The organism is Niallia sp. XMNu-256 (assembly GCF_036670015.1).
GTDB lineage: Bacteria > Bacillota > Bacilli > Bacillales > Cytobacillaceae > Bacillus_BD.
Window position 1 is genome coordinate 2684443 of record NZ_CP137636.1, and the last position, 17638, is coordinate 2702080.

A 17638-nucleotide genomic window follows, 5' to 3' on the forward strand; every position below is an offset into this window, starting at 1 on the left:
TTCCTATTTAACTAGTGAAACGATTTTTTGTGCTCCATCAGCCATTGACCCGGCAGCAACAATATTTAATCCTGATTTATTTAATATCTGTTTACCTAGATCAACATTTGTTCCTTCTAGACGAACGACAAGCGGGACTTGCAGGCCAACTTGTTTTGCAGCTTCGACAACACCTTCAGCAATTACATCACACTTCATAATTCCGCCAAAAATATTCACAAATATCCCTTTAACACTTTCATCTGAAAGGATAATTTTGAACGCTTCCGTTACCTTTTCCGCAGTTGCACCGCCGCCAACATCTAGGAAGTTAGCTGGCTCCCCACCATAATGCTTAATAATGTCCATTGTAGACATTGCAAGACCAGCACCATTTACCATGCATCCAATATTTCCATCAAGTGAAATGTAGCTTAAATCATATTTAGAAGCTTCAATTTCCTTTGGATCTTCTTCTTCAAGATCTCTAAGTTCAATCACGTCTTTTTGTCTATATAATGCATTTGAATCAAAGTTTAACTTAGCATCTAATGCCATTACTTTTCCATCGCCTGTTACAACGAGAGGATTAATTTCCGCTATTGAGCAATCCTTTTCAGTATAGGCATTATAAAGACTTAGCATGAATTTAACAGCTTGATTAACTAATTCATGTGGGATATTAATATTAAAAGCGATTCTACGCGCTTGATATGGCATTAGGCCCACAACCGGATCAATCTCCTCTTTAAAGATTTTCTCTGGAGTCTCGGCAGCGACTTCTTCAATTTCTGTTCCGCCTTCCTCAGATGCCATTAATACAACTCGAGAGGTAGCTCGATCTAATACAAGGCCAACGTAATACTCTTTTTTAATGTCACAGCCTTCTTCAATTAATAGACGCTTTACTTCTTTTCCTTCTGGACCTGTTTGATGTGTCACAAGGGTCTTGCCTAGAATTTCGCTCGCATATGTACGAACCTCGTCCAAATTTTTTGCCACTTTGACACCGCCAGCTTTTCCACGTCCGCCAGCATGAATTTGTGCTTTAACGACACAAACCTCAGTTCCAAGTTCTTTTGCTGCTTCAACAGCTTCTTCAACAGTGAAAGCAACTTTACCATTTGGAACGGTTACCCCGTATTTTCTGAGGATTTCTTTACCTTGGTACTCATGAATATTCATTTCCCATCCTCCTACTAAACTTTTTAGAGAAGCAGTATTTGTGAGATTACTAGAAACCATATTTCAGAAAATTTATATTATTGGTTTTAGTTAAAATATACTGCGCTTTCATTTTAGCTCAATAAAAAGACACTTGTCTAGTATAATAATCAAAAAAAAGAGATTTTTTTAAAATATTCAAAAATTAGATGTTAATGTAATCGCTTACATTATAAAAGTTATTTTTAAATAGCGGTTAACTTCATAAATAAATCTTTTTTTTACAAAGTTTTTTTTCGCATTTACTTCCCTCTGTCGATAAATAAATGCGAATAAACTCGACCATTCGATTCGGAAAAAACAATGGAGTTTTGACAATTTTCTGCCCTATAGGGTCCATTTCATCATTTAGCATTTATATACCAATTATTTTATTTAAAAGCTTCTGGGCAATTGTTCTCAACGGTTCTGCATGGGCTTCCTTTAAAGAACGAATAGAACTTTCGCCTTGAATTGATGGATGGAATATTACTCTACTAATTACCTTTAGTCTTACTGTCCCACTACTTGTGGACTTGAAACCAATATTGATGGTTGATATCCAATGGCGCTTCAAGCTGTGCTACGAATGAGGGAATTATTTTCCAGCCTAATCAAATTTTTAAAGGCTAAATAATTAAACTTTTACCAAATGGGATTGCTTCATTACAAGTCGGAAATCAGAAAAAGCTCTGGTTGAACAGAGCTCCTCATTCCAGAAAACAAACTGTCGATTTTGTTCACGTACATCATCCTTATAAAGTGAAACTTCCAACAGTGTGGGCTTTCTTTCATCTCCCACTGTTGGAAAGCTTTAGGCCAGCAGGCTTGTTGGTCACGCAGACGTTGCCGGAGGCGTATTTAGTCTATGTTCATTATTTCGGAGCTTTACGGGCAGTTAATCCCCCACCCATCCTCTTTTATTATACTTAAAATCTTGAGGTGGAGGTCTTACTACTACCTGCTAAGCCTGATAAATCTATGTATTCTTTTACAGGAGCGAAAGTTTTGCGATGAATCGGGGTGATTCCATACTTCTTTAATCCATCCAAATGTTCCTTTGTCCCATATCCTGCATTATTCCCAAAACCATACCCCGGATATAATTCATCGTATTCTTTTAATAGACGGTCACGAGTTACCTTTGCAATAATAGAGGCGGCTGCGATAGACACAGAGAGGCTATCCCCTTTTATTAACGAGTCTGAGGAATAAGGGGTGTCAAGCTTTACGGCATCAATCAGAAGAAAGTCTGGCTGTAGTATTAGCCCTTCGATTGCCGTTAACATCGCTTTCTTTGTTGCATGATAGATATTCACTCGATCGATTTCATCATTATCAATTATGCCGGTTCCAATCGCTAGCGCATTTTCAGTGATTTTCTGGAAAAAAAGTTCCCGCTTTGCTTCCGTTAGTTTTTTTGAATCATCGATACCAGGCAAATAAAAGCCTCGCGGTAAAATAACGGCAGCCGCAACAACAGGTCCTGCAAGAGGACCTCTTCCAACTTCATCAATTCCAGCAATATATTGATACCCTTGACTATAATACTTTTTTTCGTAAGCTGTCATGTTTATGTATTTCTCATACTGCAATTGTTTTTTTTCCTGCTCACGCTGCCACTTTTTTAAAAGCGTTTGTACCCCTTTACGCTCGTCCAACATTAAATCCTGCACAAATTGATCATTCGGGTCGGCTATTTTCGATAATTGTTGTTGTACTTCTTTAATTGTTAAACCCATCATACTAACCCCTATCCCATTCAAGTGACGTACTAAGACTAATACATCAATAAATTCTACTCATCTTCTGGGCGTTCTAAAGAAAGTGGCCCTAACTTTTCATTTCGAATATCCCTGATAATTAACTCTGTCACTTTGTCATAATCGGTTTCGCCGTTTCTACTTATACAACCTTTATTTTCACCAATGATGTCAAAGATTTTCGCAATTTCATGGGATAGACCAGCCTCTAAACGAAAATGTTCCTTTAACCGATCTGGATAATGTTGCTCTAAAATCTTCAATCCATATACGGCTACATCTTCAAGATTTAAGATTGCATCTTTAATTGCACCTGTTAGAGCAAGCTTTAAACCAACTTCCTGGTCTTCAAACTTAGGCCATAATATTCCTGGAGTGTCTAATAATTCAAGTTCTTTACCTACTTTAATCCATTGTTGTGCCTTTGTTACACCAGGTGTATTACCCGTTTTTGCAATATTTTTTTTAGCAAGTCGGTTAATTAATGTTGACTTACCGACATTCGGGATCCCGACGATCATCGCCCTTATAGCTCTAGGCTTCACTCCTTTTGCCTTTAAGCGATCGATTTTCTCAGCTAATGTGTCTTGTGCTGCTGAAGTGATTTCTCTCATTCCAGACCCTGCTTTAGAATTAATAGCAATTGCTCGCAAGCCTCGTTGTTGAAAATATTGAATCCATTCTTGCGTTATTTGTTTGTCTGCCATATCAGCTTTATTTAATAAGATTAGCCTTGGTTTATGTTGGATGATTTCATCAATCATCGGATTTCGAGAAGATAAGGGAATCCGTGCATCTACTAATTCAAAAATAATATCGATTAGTTTCAGCTTTTCAGTTACCTGTCTTCTAGCTTTTGCCATATGGCCTGGAAACCATTGAATTGTCAAAAATGCTTCCTCCGTTCTATTTTACTAAACCAATATCTTCAATTGGCCAATATATAATACTTGTCTTCCCAAGCACTTCTTCTATCGGTACAGAACCAATATGCCTGCTGTCTTTACTATAGCGACGATTGTCACCCATGACAAAGAGCTCCCCTTCTGGAACCGTTGCTTGTCCAATTTTTTCCGTTAAGGTAAACGGTTCTGTTAATGGTCCGTCTAGAGTTGATTCTTTTAACTTATCTAAATATGGTTCTTCATATGCCTCGCCATTAACATATAATACATCATCTTTATACTCAATTGTGTCACCTGGTAAGCCAATCACTCGTTTAATATAATCCTTATTCTCGGGAGCATGAAAAACGATGATATCAAACCTCTTTGGTTCGCCAACGGTATAACTAAACTTATTAACAATCATTCGGTCTTGGTCATGTAATGTCGGCGCCATTGACAATCCATCTACAACAATTGGTGCAAAAAAGAAATAACGTATAACTGCAGCAAGTACGACTGCAACGACAAGTGCCTTAACCCATTCCCAGAGTTCATTTTTTTTCTTTGCCAACAATTCTCCCACCATTCTCTGGTAAAATTATTATTTCCGTTCCCTTACACAAACTTAGATACAAAGTATTTTACATTCATTTTAACATAAATCAAATTCGCCCCGCCGAATTTGCGCCCGGATTTTTATCACGCTTCAAAACGCCACATCCTGTGGCTTTCGCCTGACTAGGACGTCCTGTCCGTCGTCCAGCTCGCTCGATAAGGTGAAACTTCCATCAGTGAGTGTTTTTTTCCCACTGATGGTTAGTCACGCAGAGCCTGATTGATTTATCTTAGGGCTAAAGCCCAAAGTTAAATCTTATTTCACCAATCGGGTCTTTACTGGCAGTTATTCATCTACTTTTCTACTATCAGTTCTCTGAGTAACTAGTTGTAGTGAGCCTACTGTCAGTTCAGACGCGGAAAAATACCTTTAAAAAATCCGTGGCATCCGCCGGAGGCTTAACTTCATTCAGCCGGGGTTTGAACCCCCACTGAATTAAAAAACATTTTGCATTAATCCCCCACTTATAGAAGTCAGGGACTTCTGTACCTGTCGCAAGCTATCGGTACAAAAACATTTGCTGAATGAATTTAAAATGAATAAAAAGGAGCTTGATTAACAAGCTCCTTTTCATTGTTTTGATTATCGAATTTCTTTAATACGAGCTTTTTTACCACGTAAATTACGTAGGTAGTAAAGTTTAGCACGACGGACTTTACCGCGGCGAATAACTTCAAGCTTCGCAATTTTTGGTGTGTGGACTGGGAATGTACGCTCTACGCCTACACCATAAGAAATTTTACGAACTGTAAAAGTTTCGCTAATTCCACCACCACGACGCTTAATCACGACTCCTTCGTATACCTGAATACGCTCACGAGTTCCCTCAACAACTTTCACGTGTACACGGACAGTGTCACCAGGACGAAACGCAGGAAGATCTGAACGAAGTTGTTCTTTTGTGATTTCTTCGATTAATTTATGCATCGTTTTCAACTCCTTCCAACAGATGCTCTTACAGACGACAATTTTCCTAATGCAGCGGAACATCTTTATAAGACAAAAAACCAACATGGCCTAAGTCACAAAATGTATAATAGCATAATCTATTACGAAAAACAATAGCTAAACCCGTTCTCAAAAAAATATTTCCAAGAAACCGACTCGTCTTCCAACTATTCTTTTTTTAATTCTTCTAACCATTTTATTTGTCGCTCATTTAACGTGTAATCCTCTAATAAGTCTGGACGGCGTAAATAGGTCCTTCTAAGTGATTCTTTGGCCCTCCACTCCTCGATTAAGCGATGATTTCCTGATATTAATACATCAGGTACCTTCATGCCTCTAAAGTCAGCTGGACGGGTGTAGTGAGGGTGTTCTAATAGTCCAGTACTGAATGAGTCTTTTATATGCGATTGTTCGTTTCCTAACACACCAGGCAGCAAGCGAACGACACTATCGATCATAACCATTGCGCCTAATTCACCGCCTGTTAAGACAAAATCACCAATTGAAATTTCTTCTGTAACAAGTTGTTCTCGAATTCTTTCATCATACCCTTCATAATGACCACAAACAAAAATCAGATGTTCGGAATTTGCTAATTCCTCTGCCTTTTTTTGGTCATAACGCTTCCCTTGAGGACATAATAGAATCACTTTCGGTTTGGAAGTAGAATTTTGGGTTAAATGGTTTACCGCGTCAAAAATCGGTTGCGGCTTTAACACCATACCTGCGCCACCACCATACGGATAATCATCTACTGTTTGATGTTTATTATCCGCAAAATCTCGAAAGTTTACGATATTATATGTAACGGCACGAGTATCCTCAGCCCGTTTTAGAATAGAGTGACCTAGAACACCTGCGAACATTTCTGGAAACAGGGTCAGTACATCGATTTTCATCATGATAGCAATCCCTCGATTGGGGTAATGATAATTTTCTTCTGAGCAACATCAATTTCTTTCACTACATCTTCTATATAAGGGATTAACTGCTCTTTTTTACCTTTCCCTTTTACAACCCAAACATCATTGGCTCCTGGAGTCAGTATTTCTTGCACTTTCCCGATTTCGTCTCCTCCATCAATAATAACCGTACAACCGATAATTTCATGGAAATAGTATTCCCCTTTAGGGAGTTTTCCTAATTGGTTCTCAGGAACTTTTAAGATCCCATCCCGTAGCTTCTCAACCACATTTATATTGTCATATCCTTCAAATGTCAGTAAATCAAAGTTCTTATGAGTGCGATGAGACTTTACCTTTAACTCGATTGGCTCAGTAGAGTTTGGTAAAAACAAAAACAAGGAGTTCCCTTTTTTATATCTTTCTTCAGTAAAGTCTGTTCTTGAGATGACTCGCACTTCTCCTTTTATTCCATGGGTATTGACTATCTTACCAACATTAAACCATTTTTCCATTAAACCATTCACCCCTAACGTATTTCAATAATTAAATCATCTTTTATGACAATGGCTTTGTCTTGGGTTATTTCACTCCAACGATCTCCTTCTTGAACATTGATGAGTGTTTGTACTTCTTGTCCCTTAATTTCACTGCCTAAAGGTAGCATATGTAATTGTTCTAATTGAAACTCTAGGTTTTTTACTTTATCTAATCGAGTCTGGATTTCTTTATCAAATTTAGCTAAGTCGTCTTGCCCGTATTTTTTTGCTTTTTCAAACTTCTTTCTTTGAAACTGTAATTGTTCGCATTCCTTTTCCATTTGCCGAAGAGACGTATGATATTTCTCTTGAAGATCCGTTTTACTTTTTTCTGTTAAGACATGGATGACAGAGACAGATTGCAGTAATTTCATTGTTGATCACTCCATTACTCATCATGTATATAGAAAAAGCGCAAATCTAGTGAGGATTTGCGCTTTTTTTATTCTTGCATTTGCTACTCCTTAATTTCCAAGTACGTCTTTTTTTGCAATGATGTGCTCGCTGCCGCATATACAACCGTGCGTATCGCTTTAGCAACGCGCCCCTGCTTGCCAATCACTTTCCCCATATCGTTCTTATTAACAGAAAGTTGATAGGTTATGCGAGCATCCTCTTCAAGGACTGTCACTTGTACATCATCCGGAAAATCAACAAGCGGCTTGACAATCGTTTCAATCAATTCCTTCATGGCGTTAATGATTACTTGCCATTTTTAAGGTTATGGAATTTCTCCATAATGCCTTGGTTAGAGAAAAGGTTACGTACTGTATCAGATGGTTTTGCACCATTTTGCAACCATTTTAGAGCGATCTCTTCATCAATTTTAACCTCAGCAGGTTGAGTTACTGGATTATAAGTTCCTACTGTGTCGATAAAGCGTCCATCACGAGGAGAACGAGAATCTGCTACTACAATACGATAGAAAGGAGTTTTCTTTGCTCCCATACGTTTTAAACGAATTTTTACTGCCATTATAAAGCACCTCCGAATAGTTTCACACAGGTAAATATATTACCAATTGTTTTTATGTTTGTAAAGTATTTTTTCTTGTCAGTTAAAAAAATCATATTCGCTTCACTGAATCAGTGAATCATTTTGCATTATCCTCCACTTTTAGCGTGGAGAACTCCTGTACCAATCAGAAGCCTTTCAGTACAAAAGTATTTGCTTGGGTACGTTAAAATTTAAAGGGTAATTTAAAGCCGCCTTTTTTCTTGCCTTTTGATCCCATATTAGTCATTTGTTTCATCATTTTCTTCATGTCATCAAACTGCTTCAGTAAGCGATTCACTTCTTGGACAGAAGTACCGCTCCCTTTTGCAATTCTTTTACGTCTGCTTGCATTGATAATTTCAGGACGGACCTTTTCATCCTTTGTCATTGATTTGATGATGGCTTCAACATGAGAGATTTGCTTTTCATCTACTTGGAGATTATTTAAACCCTTTATCTTATTAGCTCCCGGCATCATTTTCAATAATTCATCTAGAGGACCCATGTTACGGACTTGCCCTAGCTGTTCAAGAAAATCATCAAATGTAAAGGAGGCCGTGCGCATTTTTTGCTCCAGTTCGCGTGCTTTTTCTTCATCCACGTTAGCTTGAGCTTTTTCGATAAGGGTTAAAACGTCACCCATCCCTAAAATACGAGAAGCCATCCTCTCCGGATGGAATGCCTCAATGGCATCCATTTTCTCTCCAAGACCAATAAACTTAATCGGTGTATTAGTTACGGAACGAATTGATAAGGCAGCTCCGCCTCGAGTATCACCATCAAGCTTGGTTAAGACAACCCCAGTTAGTCCAAGTTGCTCATTAAAGGATGATGCCACATTGACAGCATCTTGTCCTGTCATTGCGTCAACAACTAAGAAAATTTCATGCGGGTTCGTCAATTCCTTAATTTGTTTAAGCTCATCCATTAAGTTTTCATCGACATGGAGTCTTCCTGCGGTATCAATTAAGACATAATCATGATGCTCTTCCTTTGCCTTTTGAACAGCTGCTTTGGCAATGTCAACCGGGCTCACTTGATCCCCTAGAGAAAACACAGGCATGCTAAGCTGTTTCCCTAAAGTTTCAAGCTGTTTAATGGCTGCAGGTCGATATACGTCAGCTGCCACAAGCATCGGATTTCGATTATACTTTTTACGTAATAAGTTGGCTAATTTCCCAGTTGTCGTCGTTTTCCCGGCCCCTTGTAGACCAACCATCATAATAACAGTTGGCGGCTTGCTTGCAACTGCAATTTTGCTTTGTTCGCCACCCATTAACTCTGTTAATTCTTCTTTAACGACTTTGATCACTTGCTGTCCTGGGGTTAAGCTTTTCATTACTTCTTGTCCGACGGAACGCTCGCTGACCTTTTTAACAAAGTCTTTGACCACTTTAAAGTTAACGTCTGCCTCAAGTAGTGCAAGGCGCACTTCACGCATCATTTCTTTAACGTCTGCTTCCGTTACTTTGCCTTTCCCACGGATCTTCTGAATTGTGCCTTGAAGTCGGTCGGCTAAACCTTCAAATGCCATGCATGCCGCCTCCTAATCTAATTTAGCAAGCTCTAAAACCATTTCAGACAATTTGTGTAGAGATGGTGTGTTCTCGTTTAATAGCTCTTTCATTTCTTGTATGAGCTTGTTTCTTTCCAGAAACTTTTCAAACAATAATAGTTTACTTTCATATTCTTCGAGCATTGCTTCGGTTCGTTTAATGTTATCATAGACAGCCTGACGGCTTACATTATACTCTTCCGCTATCTCTCCTAATGAAAAGTCATCCAAATAATAAAGCGCCATATAACTTCGTTGCTTAGGAGTTAACAACGACTGATAAAAATCGTATAAATAGTTTATTCTCGTTGTTTTCTCGAGCATCACCATTCCCCCAATGTTAAGTAAAAAACCTTAACAAACAATAGTCTACAACATTCCTATATGTCGTGTCAAGAAAATATCTTGACACATAGAAAGGCCGATTAAGAGCGCCACGTCCTGTATCGAGCTTATTCTTCTGTGTCCATTAATCCAGCAAATAATCCATATACATATTTCTCAGCATCAAAGGATTGCAAGTCATCCATTTTTTCACCTAAACCGACAAACTTAACAGGTATATCCAATTCATTCCGAATCGCAAGGACGATTCCCCCTTTTGCTGTCCCATCTAATTTTGTTAACACGATGCCTGTTACATTGGTTGCTTCTTTAAACGTTTTAGCTTGGATCATCGCGTTTTGTCCTGTTGTTGCATCAAGAACAAGCAAGACTTCATGTGGAGCACCTGGTATTTCGCGTTCGATCACTCGTTTTACTTTTTCTAATTCTTTCATTAAATTGACTTTATTTTGCAAGCGCCCAGCTGTATCGCATAAAAGAATGTCTGCCTTTCGCGATTTTGCGGCTTGAATGGCATCAAACATGACAGCAGCAGGATCTGAACCAGCTGATTGTTTGATCACATCAACCCCTACTCTTTCTCCCCATACTTCTAGTTGTTCAATGGCTCCAGCCCTGAAAGTATCCCCAGCAGCCATCAATACCTTTTTCCCTTCCGATTTGAATTGATAGCCTAATTTTCCAATTGTTGTAGTTTTTCCAACTCCGTTTACCCCTACAAAGAGGATAACTGTAAGTTCATTTTCTTGAATGTTTAATTCTGAAGAAGAGTTTTCTCCACTTTGATAAATTTCAACTAGTTTTTCAACAATGGAATCTTGTACTTCTTTTGGATCTTGAATATTTTTTCTTTTTACTTCTTTCTTCAGTTCGTCAATTAACGACATGACCGTGTCGAAGCCAACATCAGCCTGAATGAGTATTTCTTCTAATTCCTCAAAAAACTCTTCATCTACTTTTCGATAACGTGAAACAAGATCATTTACTTTTTCGGAGAAGTTATTTCTCGTCTTAGAAAGACCTTCTTTAAATTTTTCAGTAACACTTTCCGTTTGTTTTGTAAATTTTTCAGTTAATTTTTTAAAAAAACTCATCTCATCACATCCTAGTGTTAATCTATATAAAGTGAAACTTCCATCTGTGGTTTTTTACATCCCCTACTGATGGGGAGCCTGATTGATTTATCTAAGGGCTAAAGCCCAAAGATAAATCTTATTTCACCAATCGGAGCTTTACGGGCAGTTGATCCCCACCTATCTTCTTTTATTATACTTATAATCTTGAGGAGGAGATCTTACTGTCCATTAAGCCTGATAGGTTTGTTAATTTCTATTGAGCTACTAATTCATGTGTATCTTCTAGTCTCACGGAAACAAGCTTTGAAACTCCTGATTCTTGCATTGTGACACCATACAAAACATTTGCTTCCTCCATTGTACCTTTTCGATGAGTGATCACTATGAATTGGGATTCTCTACTGTATCTTTTTAAATACTGACTAAATCGATACACGTTTGCCTCATCAAGAGCAGCCTCTGCCTCGTCCAAAATACAAAATGGAACAGGACGGATTTTTAAAATAGAAAATAATAAGGCAATCGCGGTAAGTGTTCTCTCTCCACCTGAAAGCAAACTTAAATTTTGCAACTTTTTCCCAGGTGGTTGTGCAACAATATCAACACCAGTATTTAATAAATCATCGGGATTGATTAACCGTAAATCGGCTTTTCCACCACCAAATAACTCTCTAAATACAGATTCAAAATGAAAACGAACCCCATCAAAAGTTTGTTGGAACCTTCTCTTCATTTCTTCATCCATTTCACCAATCACTTGAAATAATGTATCTTTCGCTTGAACTAAATCATTTTTCTGTTGAAGCAGAAACTCATAGCGTTGGGAAACCCGTTCATATTCATCTATTGCACCGAGGTTCACATTTCCTAGTTCATCGATCGCTAACTTAATTAATTTTACCTTTTTCTTTGCCTCGTCAATAGGAATCGTTAGCGGGTATTCTTCCTTTGCCGCCTCAAAGGATAATAAATACTCTTCGCTCAAATGCGCCAATTTGTTATCAAGCTCTACATCCAGTCTGTTTAAGCGGACTTCTTCATCTTTCATTATTCCTGTCAGTCCCTTTATTTGACGCTTTAATTCTTTTATCTCTAATTCAAGGTCATCATGTTTGCCCTGCAAGTCTAAACGTTCCTCACGTCTTGAAGAAATAAGTGCAATCGTATCATTCTTATCCGCTAACTTTTCTTCAGCTGCTTTTTTTAACTGTAATTCTCCTGAGGAGCTAACAGACATCTCCGAAGAGAGAAGTTGCAGATCTTCGTTGTAAAAGTTAAGTTTCTCTGTACTTTCTTGAAGGTCATTGATAACAATGGTCAATCTTTCATTTAAGTGATGATATTGTTCATTTTTAGAGGCCACTAGTACCTTTAATTCACTTATGTCTGCTAATAAAGTGTCTTTTGAAAGAGTCTGCTTGTTCTTTCGCTCGTTTAAACTCTCAATTTCACTTTCAAGCTCTCCAATGCTTTTTTGAAATTCGTTAAGTAAAACTTCTACACGCTCTTTCCTATTTTTATTCTTGGAGTGTTCTGTTTCAAACTCTTTTCTTCCTAAGTCATAGAGTGATAATCTCTCATTCATATTTTTCGCTTGAATTTCTGTTTCTCTCAGCCTAGATTCAATTTGTTGTTCCTTTAACCTTAGCGCTTCACCATGATTACGAATTTGTTCTATTTCTGATTCTTTCTCTACTACTTGCTTTTTTAACCCTTTTACTTTTTCCTCTAACTTGATTGTCTTGGCTTCCATATCAGCCATCTTTTCCTTTAATTCGTCCAATTCGGTTTTTCTCGATAATAGCGAAGTCGTATTTTGTTTAAGCGCGCCCCCTGTCATTGAACCGCCTGCGTTAACAAGATCGCCTTCGAGGGTAACAAACCGACAACGATATTGTAGAAGCCGCGCCATTTCATTTGCACCTTTTAGATCGTTTGTAATGACAACCGTTCCGAGAAGATTTGTCATAACCTCTTTGTATTTAGGGTCATACGAAATTAACTCAGACCCTACACCAATAAAAGCCGGATGTTTTTCAATCATACTTAATTGGCCAGATGAGAGCGTTCTTCCTTTAATAACATTTAAAGGGAGGAAAGTAGCTCTTCCATAGCGATTTTGTTTTAAATATTGAATAGCAGATCTTGCATGCTGTTCATTTTGCACAACAACATGCTGCATGCTCGCTCCTAATGCAGTTTCAATTGCTATATCATATTCTTTCGGGACAGATACTAGCTCAAGAATAGCCCCTTCGATTCCAGCCAATCTTTCTCCACGTGCCTTTAATACTTCTTTTACACCTTGGAAAAATCCAGCATACCCTTCTTCCATCTCTTCAAGCATTTCTTTACGAGACTTCGTTTGTTGTACATATTGATAGGCTTGATACAAGGTTTTCTCTTGTTTTTCATACTCATTTTTTAAGTTTATAAACCGTTTATGTTCCTCGCGGTATAGGATTAGATGAGATTTCAATTCTTGTTGAACGGTTCTGAGGCTGTCTTTAATTTCCAAAACTCTAGCTACAATCTCATCCCGCTCAGCAATATACTTCGCATTATCATCCATTTGCTTTAAATTTCTATTTTGCAGCTGCTCTAATTGCTGATTGATGAAATTTAGTTCATTTTTGGCAGCAGCTTGACGATTTAACACCTCAATATATTCACTTTTTAAATCATCAATCTTTTGCTCAATATTTTCACTTATTAAATCTAATTCAGCTTGCTTTTCTTTTAATTGATTTTTTAAAGTTAAAGTTTCTTTTTTCAAAATGTCCAGTTGATTTTTAAAGTTTCGTTTTTGTTCTTGCAATTGAGATACTTTTCCGGTGTATTCTTTTAGATTTCTCTCTAATTGTTCTTTATTTTCTGAAGCATTTTTCTTTCTTTCCTTTAATACTTCCTTCCGGCCTTCAAGCTTCTCTAACTCCTCACTCGTATGCAAAAGTATGGTTTGTAAATCATTTATTGATTCGTCTAAAGCCGCCATTTTGTCTCTTAATTGCTCATATTGGGCTTCTTTTGCCTGTAAGATGGTTGATTGCTTTAACTCCGTTCCTTTATACTCCTCAACTGTATCAGATAACTTTTTCCATTTATCATGAAGTTCTTCAATCTCATAGACAGTAACTGCGACTTCTACTTGTTGTAATTCCTCTTTTTGAGCTAAGTAATCCTTTGCGATCGAAGATTGAATTTTTAATGGCTCAATTTGACGTTCTAATTCAAATAAAATATCATTAACCCGGTTTAAATTCTCTTCTGTATCCTTTAGTTTTCCTTCCGCTTGCTTTTTTCTTGTTTTATATTTTAATACTCCTGCGGCTTCCTCAAAAATCGTACGTCGTTCCTCTGGTTTACTATTTAAGACCTCTTCGACTTTTCCTTGACTAATAATCGAAAACGCTTCACGTCCAAGACCTGAATCCATAAATAGATCAACGATATCTTTTAATCTGCATGCCTGTTTATTAATAGAAAACTCACTTTCACCTGAACGAAATACTCTGCGTGTTACACTGATTTCATTATAATCAACCGGAAGTGCCCCGTCTTCATTATTCAAAGTGAGCGTTACTTCAGCAAAGTTTAGAGGTTTTCGGGAGTCACTGCCCGAAAAAATGATATCCTCCATTTTTGAGCCGCGAAGTGATTTAACAGATTGTTCTCCTAAAACCCAGCGAATAGCATCGGTAATATTACTTTTTCCACTTCCATTTGGGCCAACTACAGCCGTAACACCTGGAACAAAATCCACTGCTATTCGCTCAGCAAACGATTTGAAGCCAATAATTTCTAATCGTTTTAAAAACACCCTTTTTCCTCCTTACTCTGGACGCGTTTCTGAAAGAGGTTCTTGAAGATGGTTTTTAAGCTTTTCCAGAGCCATTTGTGCAGCATGCTGTTCTGCTGACTTTTTCGAACGGCCAGTGCCTGTACCAATCTCAACACCATTTAATAGAACAACCGATACAAATTCCCGGCTGTGGGCAGGTCCTTTTTCTACTAATACTTTATATTGGAGCGGACCTGCATTATCGCGCTGGACCCATTCTTGAAGCTGACTTTTAAAGTCCATAACATATGAAAAAGCGCCTTCATCTACTTTCGGGAACACATGTTTTTCCAAAAATTGATAGACATTTTCAATTCCTTTATCCAGAAATAATGCACCGATAAAAGCCTCAAAAACGTCTGCCAATAATGCTGGTCTCTCTCTTCCTCCCGTTAATTCCTCTCCCTTACCAAGTAAAATATACTTTCCAAAATTTAATTCATTAGCAAATGATACAAGGGATGGTTCACACACAATTGCAGCCCTTAATTTTGTTAATTCACCTTCACTCATCATCGGATATTTTAAGAACAAAAATTTTGATACCGTTAACTCAAGCACCGCATCACCTAGAAATTCAAGTCTTTCATTATCTTCATAAGGCTTCCGTCGATGTTCATTTACATAAGAGGAATGGGTGAAGGCTTGCTTTAATAGTTTCGTCTGGGTGAAAAAAATTCCAATATTCTCTTGGAATTCGTTAAATTGCTTGTCTGTTGTACGCATTGTTTTTTTCTCTTTTCCGTACTTGCTACGCATGAATAATTCCACCTTATAATTATTAATCAGTTCACTAGTAAAAGTTTACGTAATAATAGATAAAAACGCAAAAGTTTATAGATACTTTTTTCTCTCCTAAAAAGCTTTTACAAATTCACTTTCCCGCTATTGTTTATTTTTGTCCATATATTGAAGAAAGCCCCGTAAAAACGGAGCTTTTTTCTTCTAGCTTGTGATTATAGTTTTGCCTGTATGTAAGTTACAGCATCACCGACTGTTGCAATCTTTTCTGCATCATCGTCAGAGATTTCCATATCGAATTCATCTTCAAGTTCCATAACAAGTTCAACTACATCTAGGGAATCTGCACCTAGATCATCTTTGAAAGAAGCCTCTAATTTAACTTCTGATTCTTCTACACCTAGACGGTCTACAATGATCTTTGTTACGCGCTCTAATACTTCTGCCATTGTTTGTTCACCTCCCCTCAGGTCATTATAGTGGATTTCTTTACAAAAGTGAAACCTTTTTTTGAAGAAATAGTTGAAATAAGACGGAAGGAAAATGGATTCTTATTCCATCACCATTCCACCATTTACATGAATGGTTTGTCCTGTAATATATCTACTCTCATTGGATGCTAAAAAGACAACGGCATTGGCAATATCCTTTGGTTCGCCAAATTGCGCTAAAGGAATCGTTTTTAACATTTCCTCTTGTATTTCTTGTGATAATGTATCCGTCATTTCAGTAGTTATGAAGCCTGGAGCCACAGCGTTTACAGTAATCCCTCGAGAAGCAAGTTCTTTTGCGCTAGTCTTTGTTAAGCCAATCACACCTGCTTTAGCAGCTACATAATTAGCTTGTCCAGGATTTCCGCTAACCCCAACAACCGATGAAATATTGATAATACGACCGCTTCTTTGCCTCATCATTTGTCGAGTTACTGCCTTTGTACAAAGAAAAACACCTTTTAAATTCGTATTTACTACGTCATCCCATTCATTTTCCTTCATACGCATAAGGAGATTATCCCTAGTAATCCCTGCATTATTCACTAAAATATCAAGGGCACCAAAACGATCGATGGTTTCCTTTACCATATTTGACACAGATTCGCTATTTGAAACATCCCCCTGAATAATAAAAGCGTCACGACCTAACACTTTTATTTCATCCACAACTTGGGACGCTTTTGCCTCGCTGCCCGCATAATTGACGGCAACATCTGCACCCTGTTTTGCTAATTCAATGGCAATTTCACGTCCAATTCCTCGTGATGCTCCAGTTACTAACGCTTTTTTTCCTGCTAGTTTCATTTTGTTCCCTCCTTCAATGCTTCCATTACGACTTCACTTGATTCCAAATCATTTACAGCATATGTTTTTACAGTGCGACTTACCTTTTTCACGAGTCCTGATAACACCTTTCCTGGACCAATTTCAATAAAAGTATCTACACCAGAATCAATTAAGTATTCCACTGTTTTCTCCCATTGTACAGGTGAATACAGCTGTTGAATTAACTTTTCTTTAATATCAGCGGCTTCAGTCATTTGTGTTGCGGCAACATTAGTAATGACTGGAATTTCAGCCCCTTTTATCGTCATATCATCTAGTACTTCTTTTAATTTTTCGGCTGCTGGTTTCATAAGCTCGGAGTGGAATGGACCACTCACTTCAAGAGGTAGGACCCGCTTAGCCCCCGCTTCTTTTGCTTTAACTCCCGCCAATTCAACCCCTTTTGCCGTTCCAGATATTACGATTTGCCCTGGGCAATTAATATTTGCTAATTGAACAAGATGGCCACTTTCTGTGATCTCATTTGTCACTTCTGCCAGTTTATCGCGGTCAAGTCCAAGCACTGCTGCCATTGTACCTTCTCCATTCGGTACAGCATTCTCCATAAATTCGCCTCTTTTACGCACAGCATATACTCCTTCATCGAATGAAAAAGCACCTGCCGCCACAAGAGCGGTATACTCTCCCAAACTATGACCCGCTACATAATCTGGGGTAATTCCAGACTTTTTAAAATGCTCAAGAATCGCAATACTTGTTGTAAGTAGTGCAGGTTGTGCATTTGTGGTTAATGTCAATTCATTTTGCGGGCCTTCAAAAATAAGCTTCGAAAGCGGGTATCCTAATTTTTGATCAGCTAATGAAAAATACTGTTCCGAAGGTTTATAAGCTTCTACTAAAGTCTTTCCCATGCCAACCGTTTGAGAACCTTGACCTGGAAAAATAAATGCAATTTTACCCATTCTTT

The 17638-nt window shown here is 37.9% G+C and carries 18 protein-coding genes; all 18 read right to left on the reverse strand.

Annotated features, from left to right (window positions below; translation table 11 throughout):
• Positions 1 to 3: 3 nt before the first annotated feature.
• The 18 genes from sucC to fabD all read right to left on the reverse strand — a co-directional run bounded on the left by sucC (position 4) and on the right by fabD (position 17633).
• Complete coding sequence (gene sucC / locus R4Z10_RS13595) at positions 4 to 1164, reverse strand: ADP-forming succinate--CoA ligase subunit beta (RefSeq protein ID WP_338469840.1); 1161 nt, start codon at positions 1162 to 1164, stop codon at positions 4 to 6.
• Positions 1165 to 2111: 947 nt separating this feature from the next.
• Positions 2112 to 2927, reverse strand: a complete 816-nt coding sequence (locus R4Z10_RS13600) for a ribonuclease HII (protein WP_338469841.1) — start codon at positions 2925 to 2927, stop codon at positions 2112 to 2114.
• A 53-nt stretch (positions 2928 to 2980) separates the two neighbouring features.
• Positions 2981 to 3835 carry a ribosome biogenesis GTPase YlqF gene (ylqF, locus tag R4Z10_RS13605; protein ID WP_338469842.1) on the reverse strand — a complete coding sequence of 285 codons (855 nt, stop codon included), beginning with the start codon at positions 3833 to 3835 and terminating at the stop codon, positions 2981 to 2983.
• A gap of 16 nt (positions 3836 to 3851) precedes the next feature.
• Entirely contained in the window at positions 3852 to 4403 is a 552-nt protein-coding gene (gene lepB / locus R4Z10_RS13610; RefSeq protein WP_338469843.1) for a signal peptidase I, read from the reverse strand.
• 627 nt (positions 4404 to 5030) lie between these two features.
• Positions 5031 to 5375: a 50S ribosomal protein L19 gene (gene rplS, locus R4Z10_RS13615; protein WP_338473242.1), complete on the reverse strand. Its 345-nt coding sequence runs from the start codon at positions 5373 to 5375 to the stop codon at positions 5031 to 5033.
• A 188-nt stretch (positions 5376 to 5563) separates the two neighbouring features.
• The gene (gene trmD, locus R4Z10_RS13620) at positions 5564 to 6295 is read right to left on the reverse strand and encodes a tRNA (guanosine(37)-N1)-methyltransferase TrmD (protein ID WP_338473243.1); all 732 of its coding nucleotides are present in this window, start codon (positions 6293 to 6295) and stop codon (positions 5564 to 5566) included.
• Entirely contained in the window at positions 6295 to 6813 is a 519-nt protein-coding gene (gene rimM, locus R4Z10_RS13625; RefSeq protein ID WP_338469844.1) for a ribosome maturation factor RimM, read from the reverse strand. Before rimM ends, trmD begins: the two co-directional genes overlap by 1 nt.
• Before the next feature lie 14 nt (positions 6814 to 6827).
• A complete protein-coding gene (locus tag R4Z10_RS13630) occupies positions 6828 to 7211 on the reverse strand; it encodes a YlqD family protein (RefSeq protein ID WP_338469845.1) in 384 nt (127 codons plus the stop codon).
• A gap of 83 nt (positions 7212 to 7294) precedes the next feature.
• Positions 7295 to 7528, reverse strand: a complete 234-nt coding sequence (locus R4Z10_RS13635) for a KH domain-containing protein (protein WP_338469846.1) — start codon at positions 7526 to 7528, stop codon at positions 7295 to 7297.
• 11 nt (positions 7529 to 7539) lie between these two features.
• Positions 7540 to 7812, reverse strand: a complete 273-nt coding sequence (rpsP, locus tag R4Z10_RS13640) for a 30S ribosomal protein S16 (RefSeq protein ID WP_338469847.1) — start codon at positions 7810 to 7812, stop codon at positions 7540 to 7542.
• Between the two features lie 205 nt (positions 7813 to 8017).
• The gene (gene ffh, locus R4Z10_RS13645) at positions 8018 to 9367 is read right to left on the reverse strand and encodes a signal recognition particle protein (RefSeq protein WP_338469848.1); all 1350 of its coding nucleotides are present in this window, start codon (positions 9365 to 9367) and stop codon (positions 8018 to 8020) included.
• Positions 9368 to 9379: 12 nt separating this feature from the next.
• Positions 9380 to 9712: a putative DNA-binding protein gene (locus R4Z10_RS13650; protein WP_338469849.1), complete on the reverse strand. Its 333-nt coding sequence runs from the start codon at positions 9710 to 9712 to the stop codon at positions 9380 to 9382.
• Positions 9713 to 9840: 128 nt separating this feature from the next.
• On the reverse strand, positions 9841 to 10827 hold the full coding sequence (gene ftsY, locus R4Z10_RS13655; protein ID WP_338469850.1) for a signal recognition particle-docking protein FtsY: 987 nt from the start codon (positions 10825 to 10827) through the stop codon (positions 9841 to 9843).
• A 235-nt stretch (positions 10828 to 11062) separates the two neighbouring features.
• Positions 11063 to 14629, reverse strand: a complete 3567-nt coding sequence (gene smc / locus R4Z10_RS13660) for a chromosome segregation protein SMC (protein WP_338469851.1) — start codon at positions 14627 to 14629, stop codon at positions 11063 to 11065.
• A 12-nt stretch (positions 14630 to 14641) separates the two neighbouring features.
• A complete protein-coding gene (gene rnc, locus R4Z10_RS13665) occupies positions 14642 to 15409 on the reverse strand; it encodes a ribonuclease III (RefSeq protein ID WP_338469852.1) in 768 nt (255 codons plus the stop codon).
• Between the two features lie 197 nt (positions 15410 to 15606).
• A complete protein-coding gene (locus R4Z10_RS13670; protein ID WP_338469853.1) occupies positions 15607 to 15840 on the reverse strand; it encodes an acyl carrier protein in 234 nt (77 codons plus the stop codon).
• A gap of 102 nt (positions 15841 to 15942) precedes the next feature.
• A complete protein-coding gene (gene fabG / locus R4Z10_RS13675; RefSeq protein ID WP_338469854.1) occupies positions 15943 to 16689 on the reverse strand; it encodes a 3-oxoacyl-[acyl-carrier-protein] reductase in 747 nt (248 codons plus the stop codon).
• Positions 16686 to 17633 carry an ACP S-malonyltransferase gene (fabD, locus tag R4Z10_RS13680; RefSeq protein WP_338469855.1) on the reverse strand — a complete coding sequence of 316 codons (948 nt, stop codon included), beginning with the start codon at positions 17631 to 17633 and terminating at the stop codon, positions 16686 to 16688. Before fabD ends, fabG begins: the two co-directional genes overlap by 4 nt.
• Positions 17634 to 17638 lie beyond the last annotated feature (5 nt).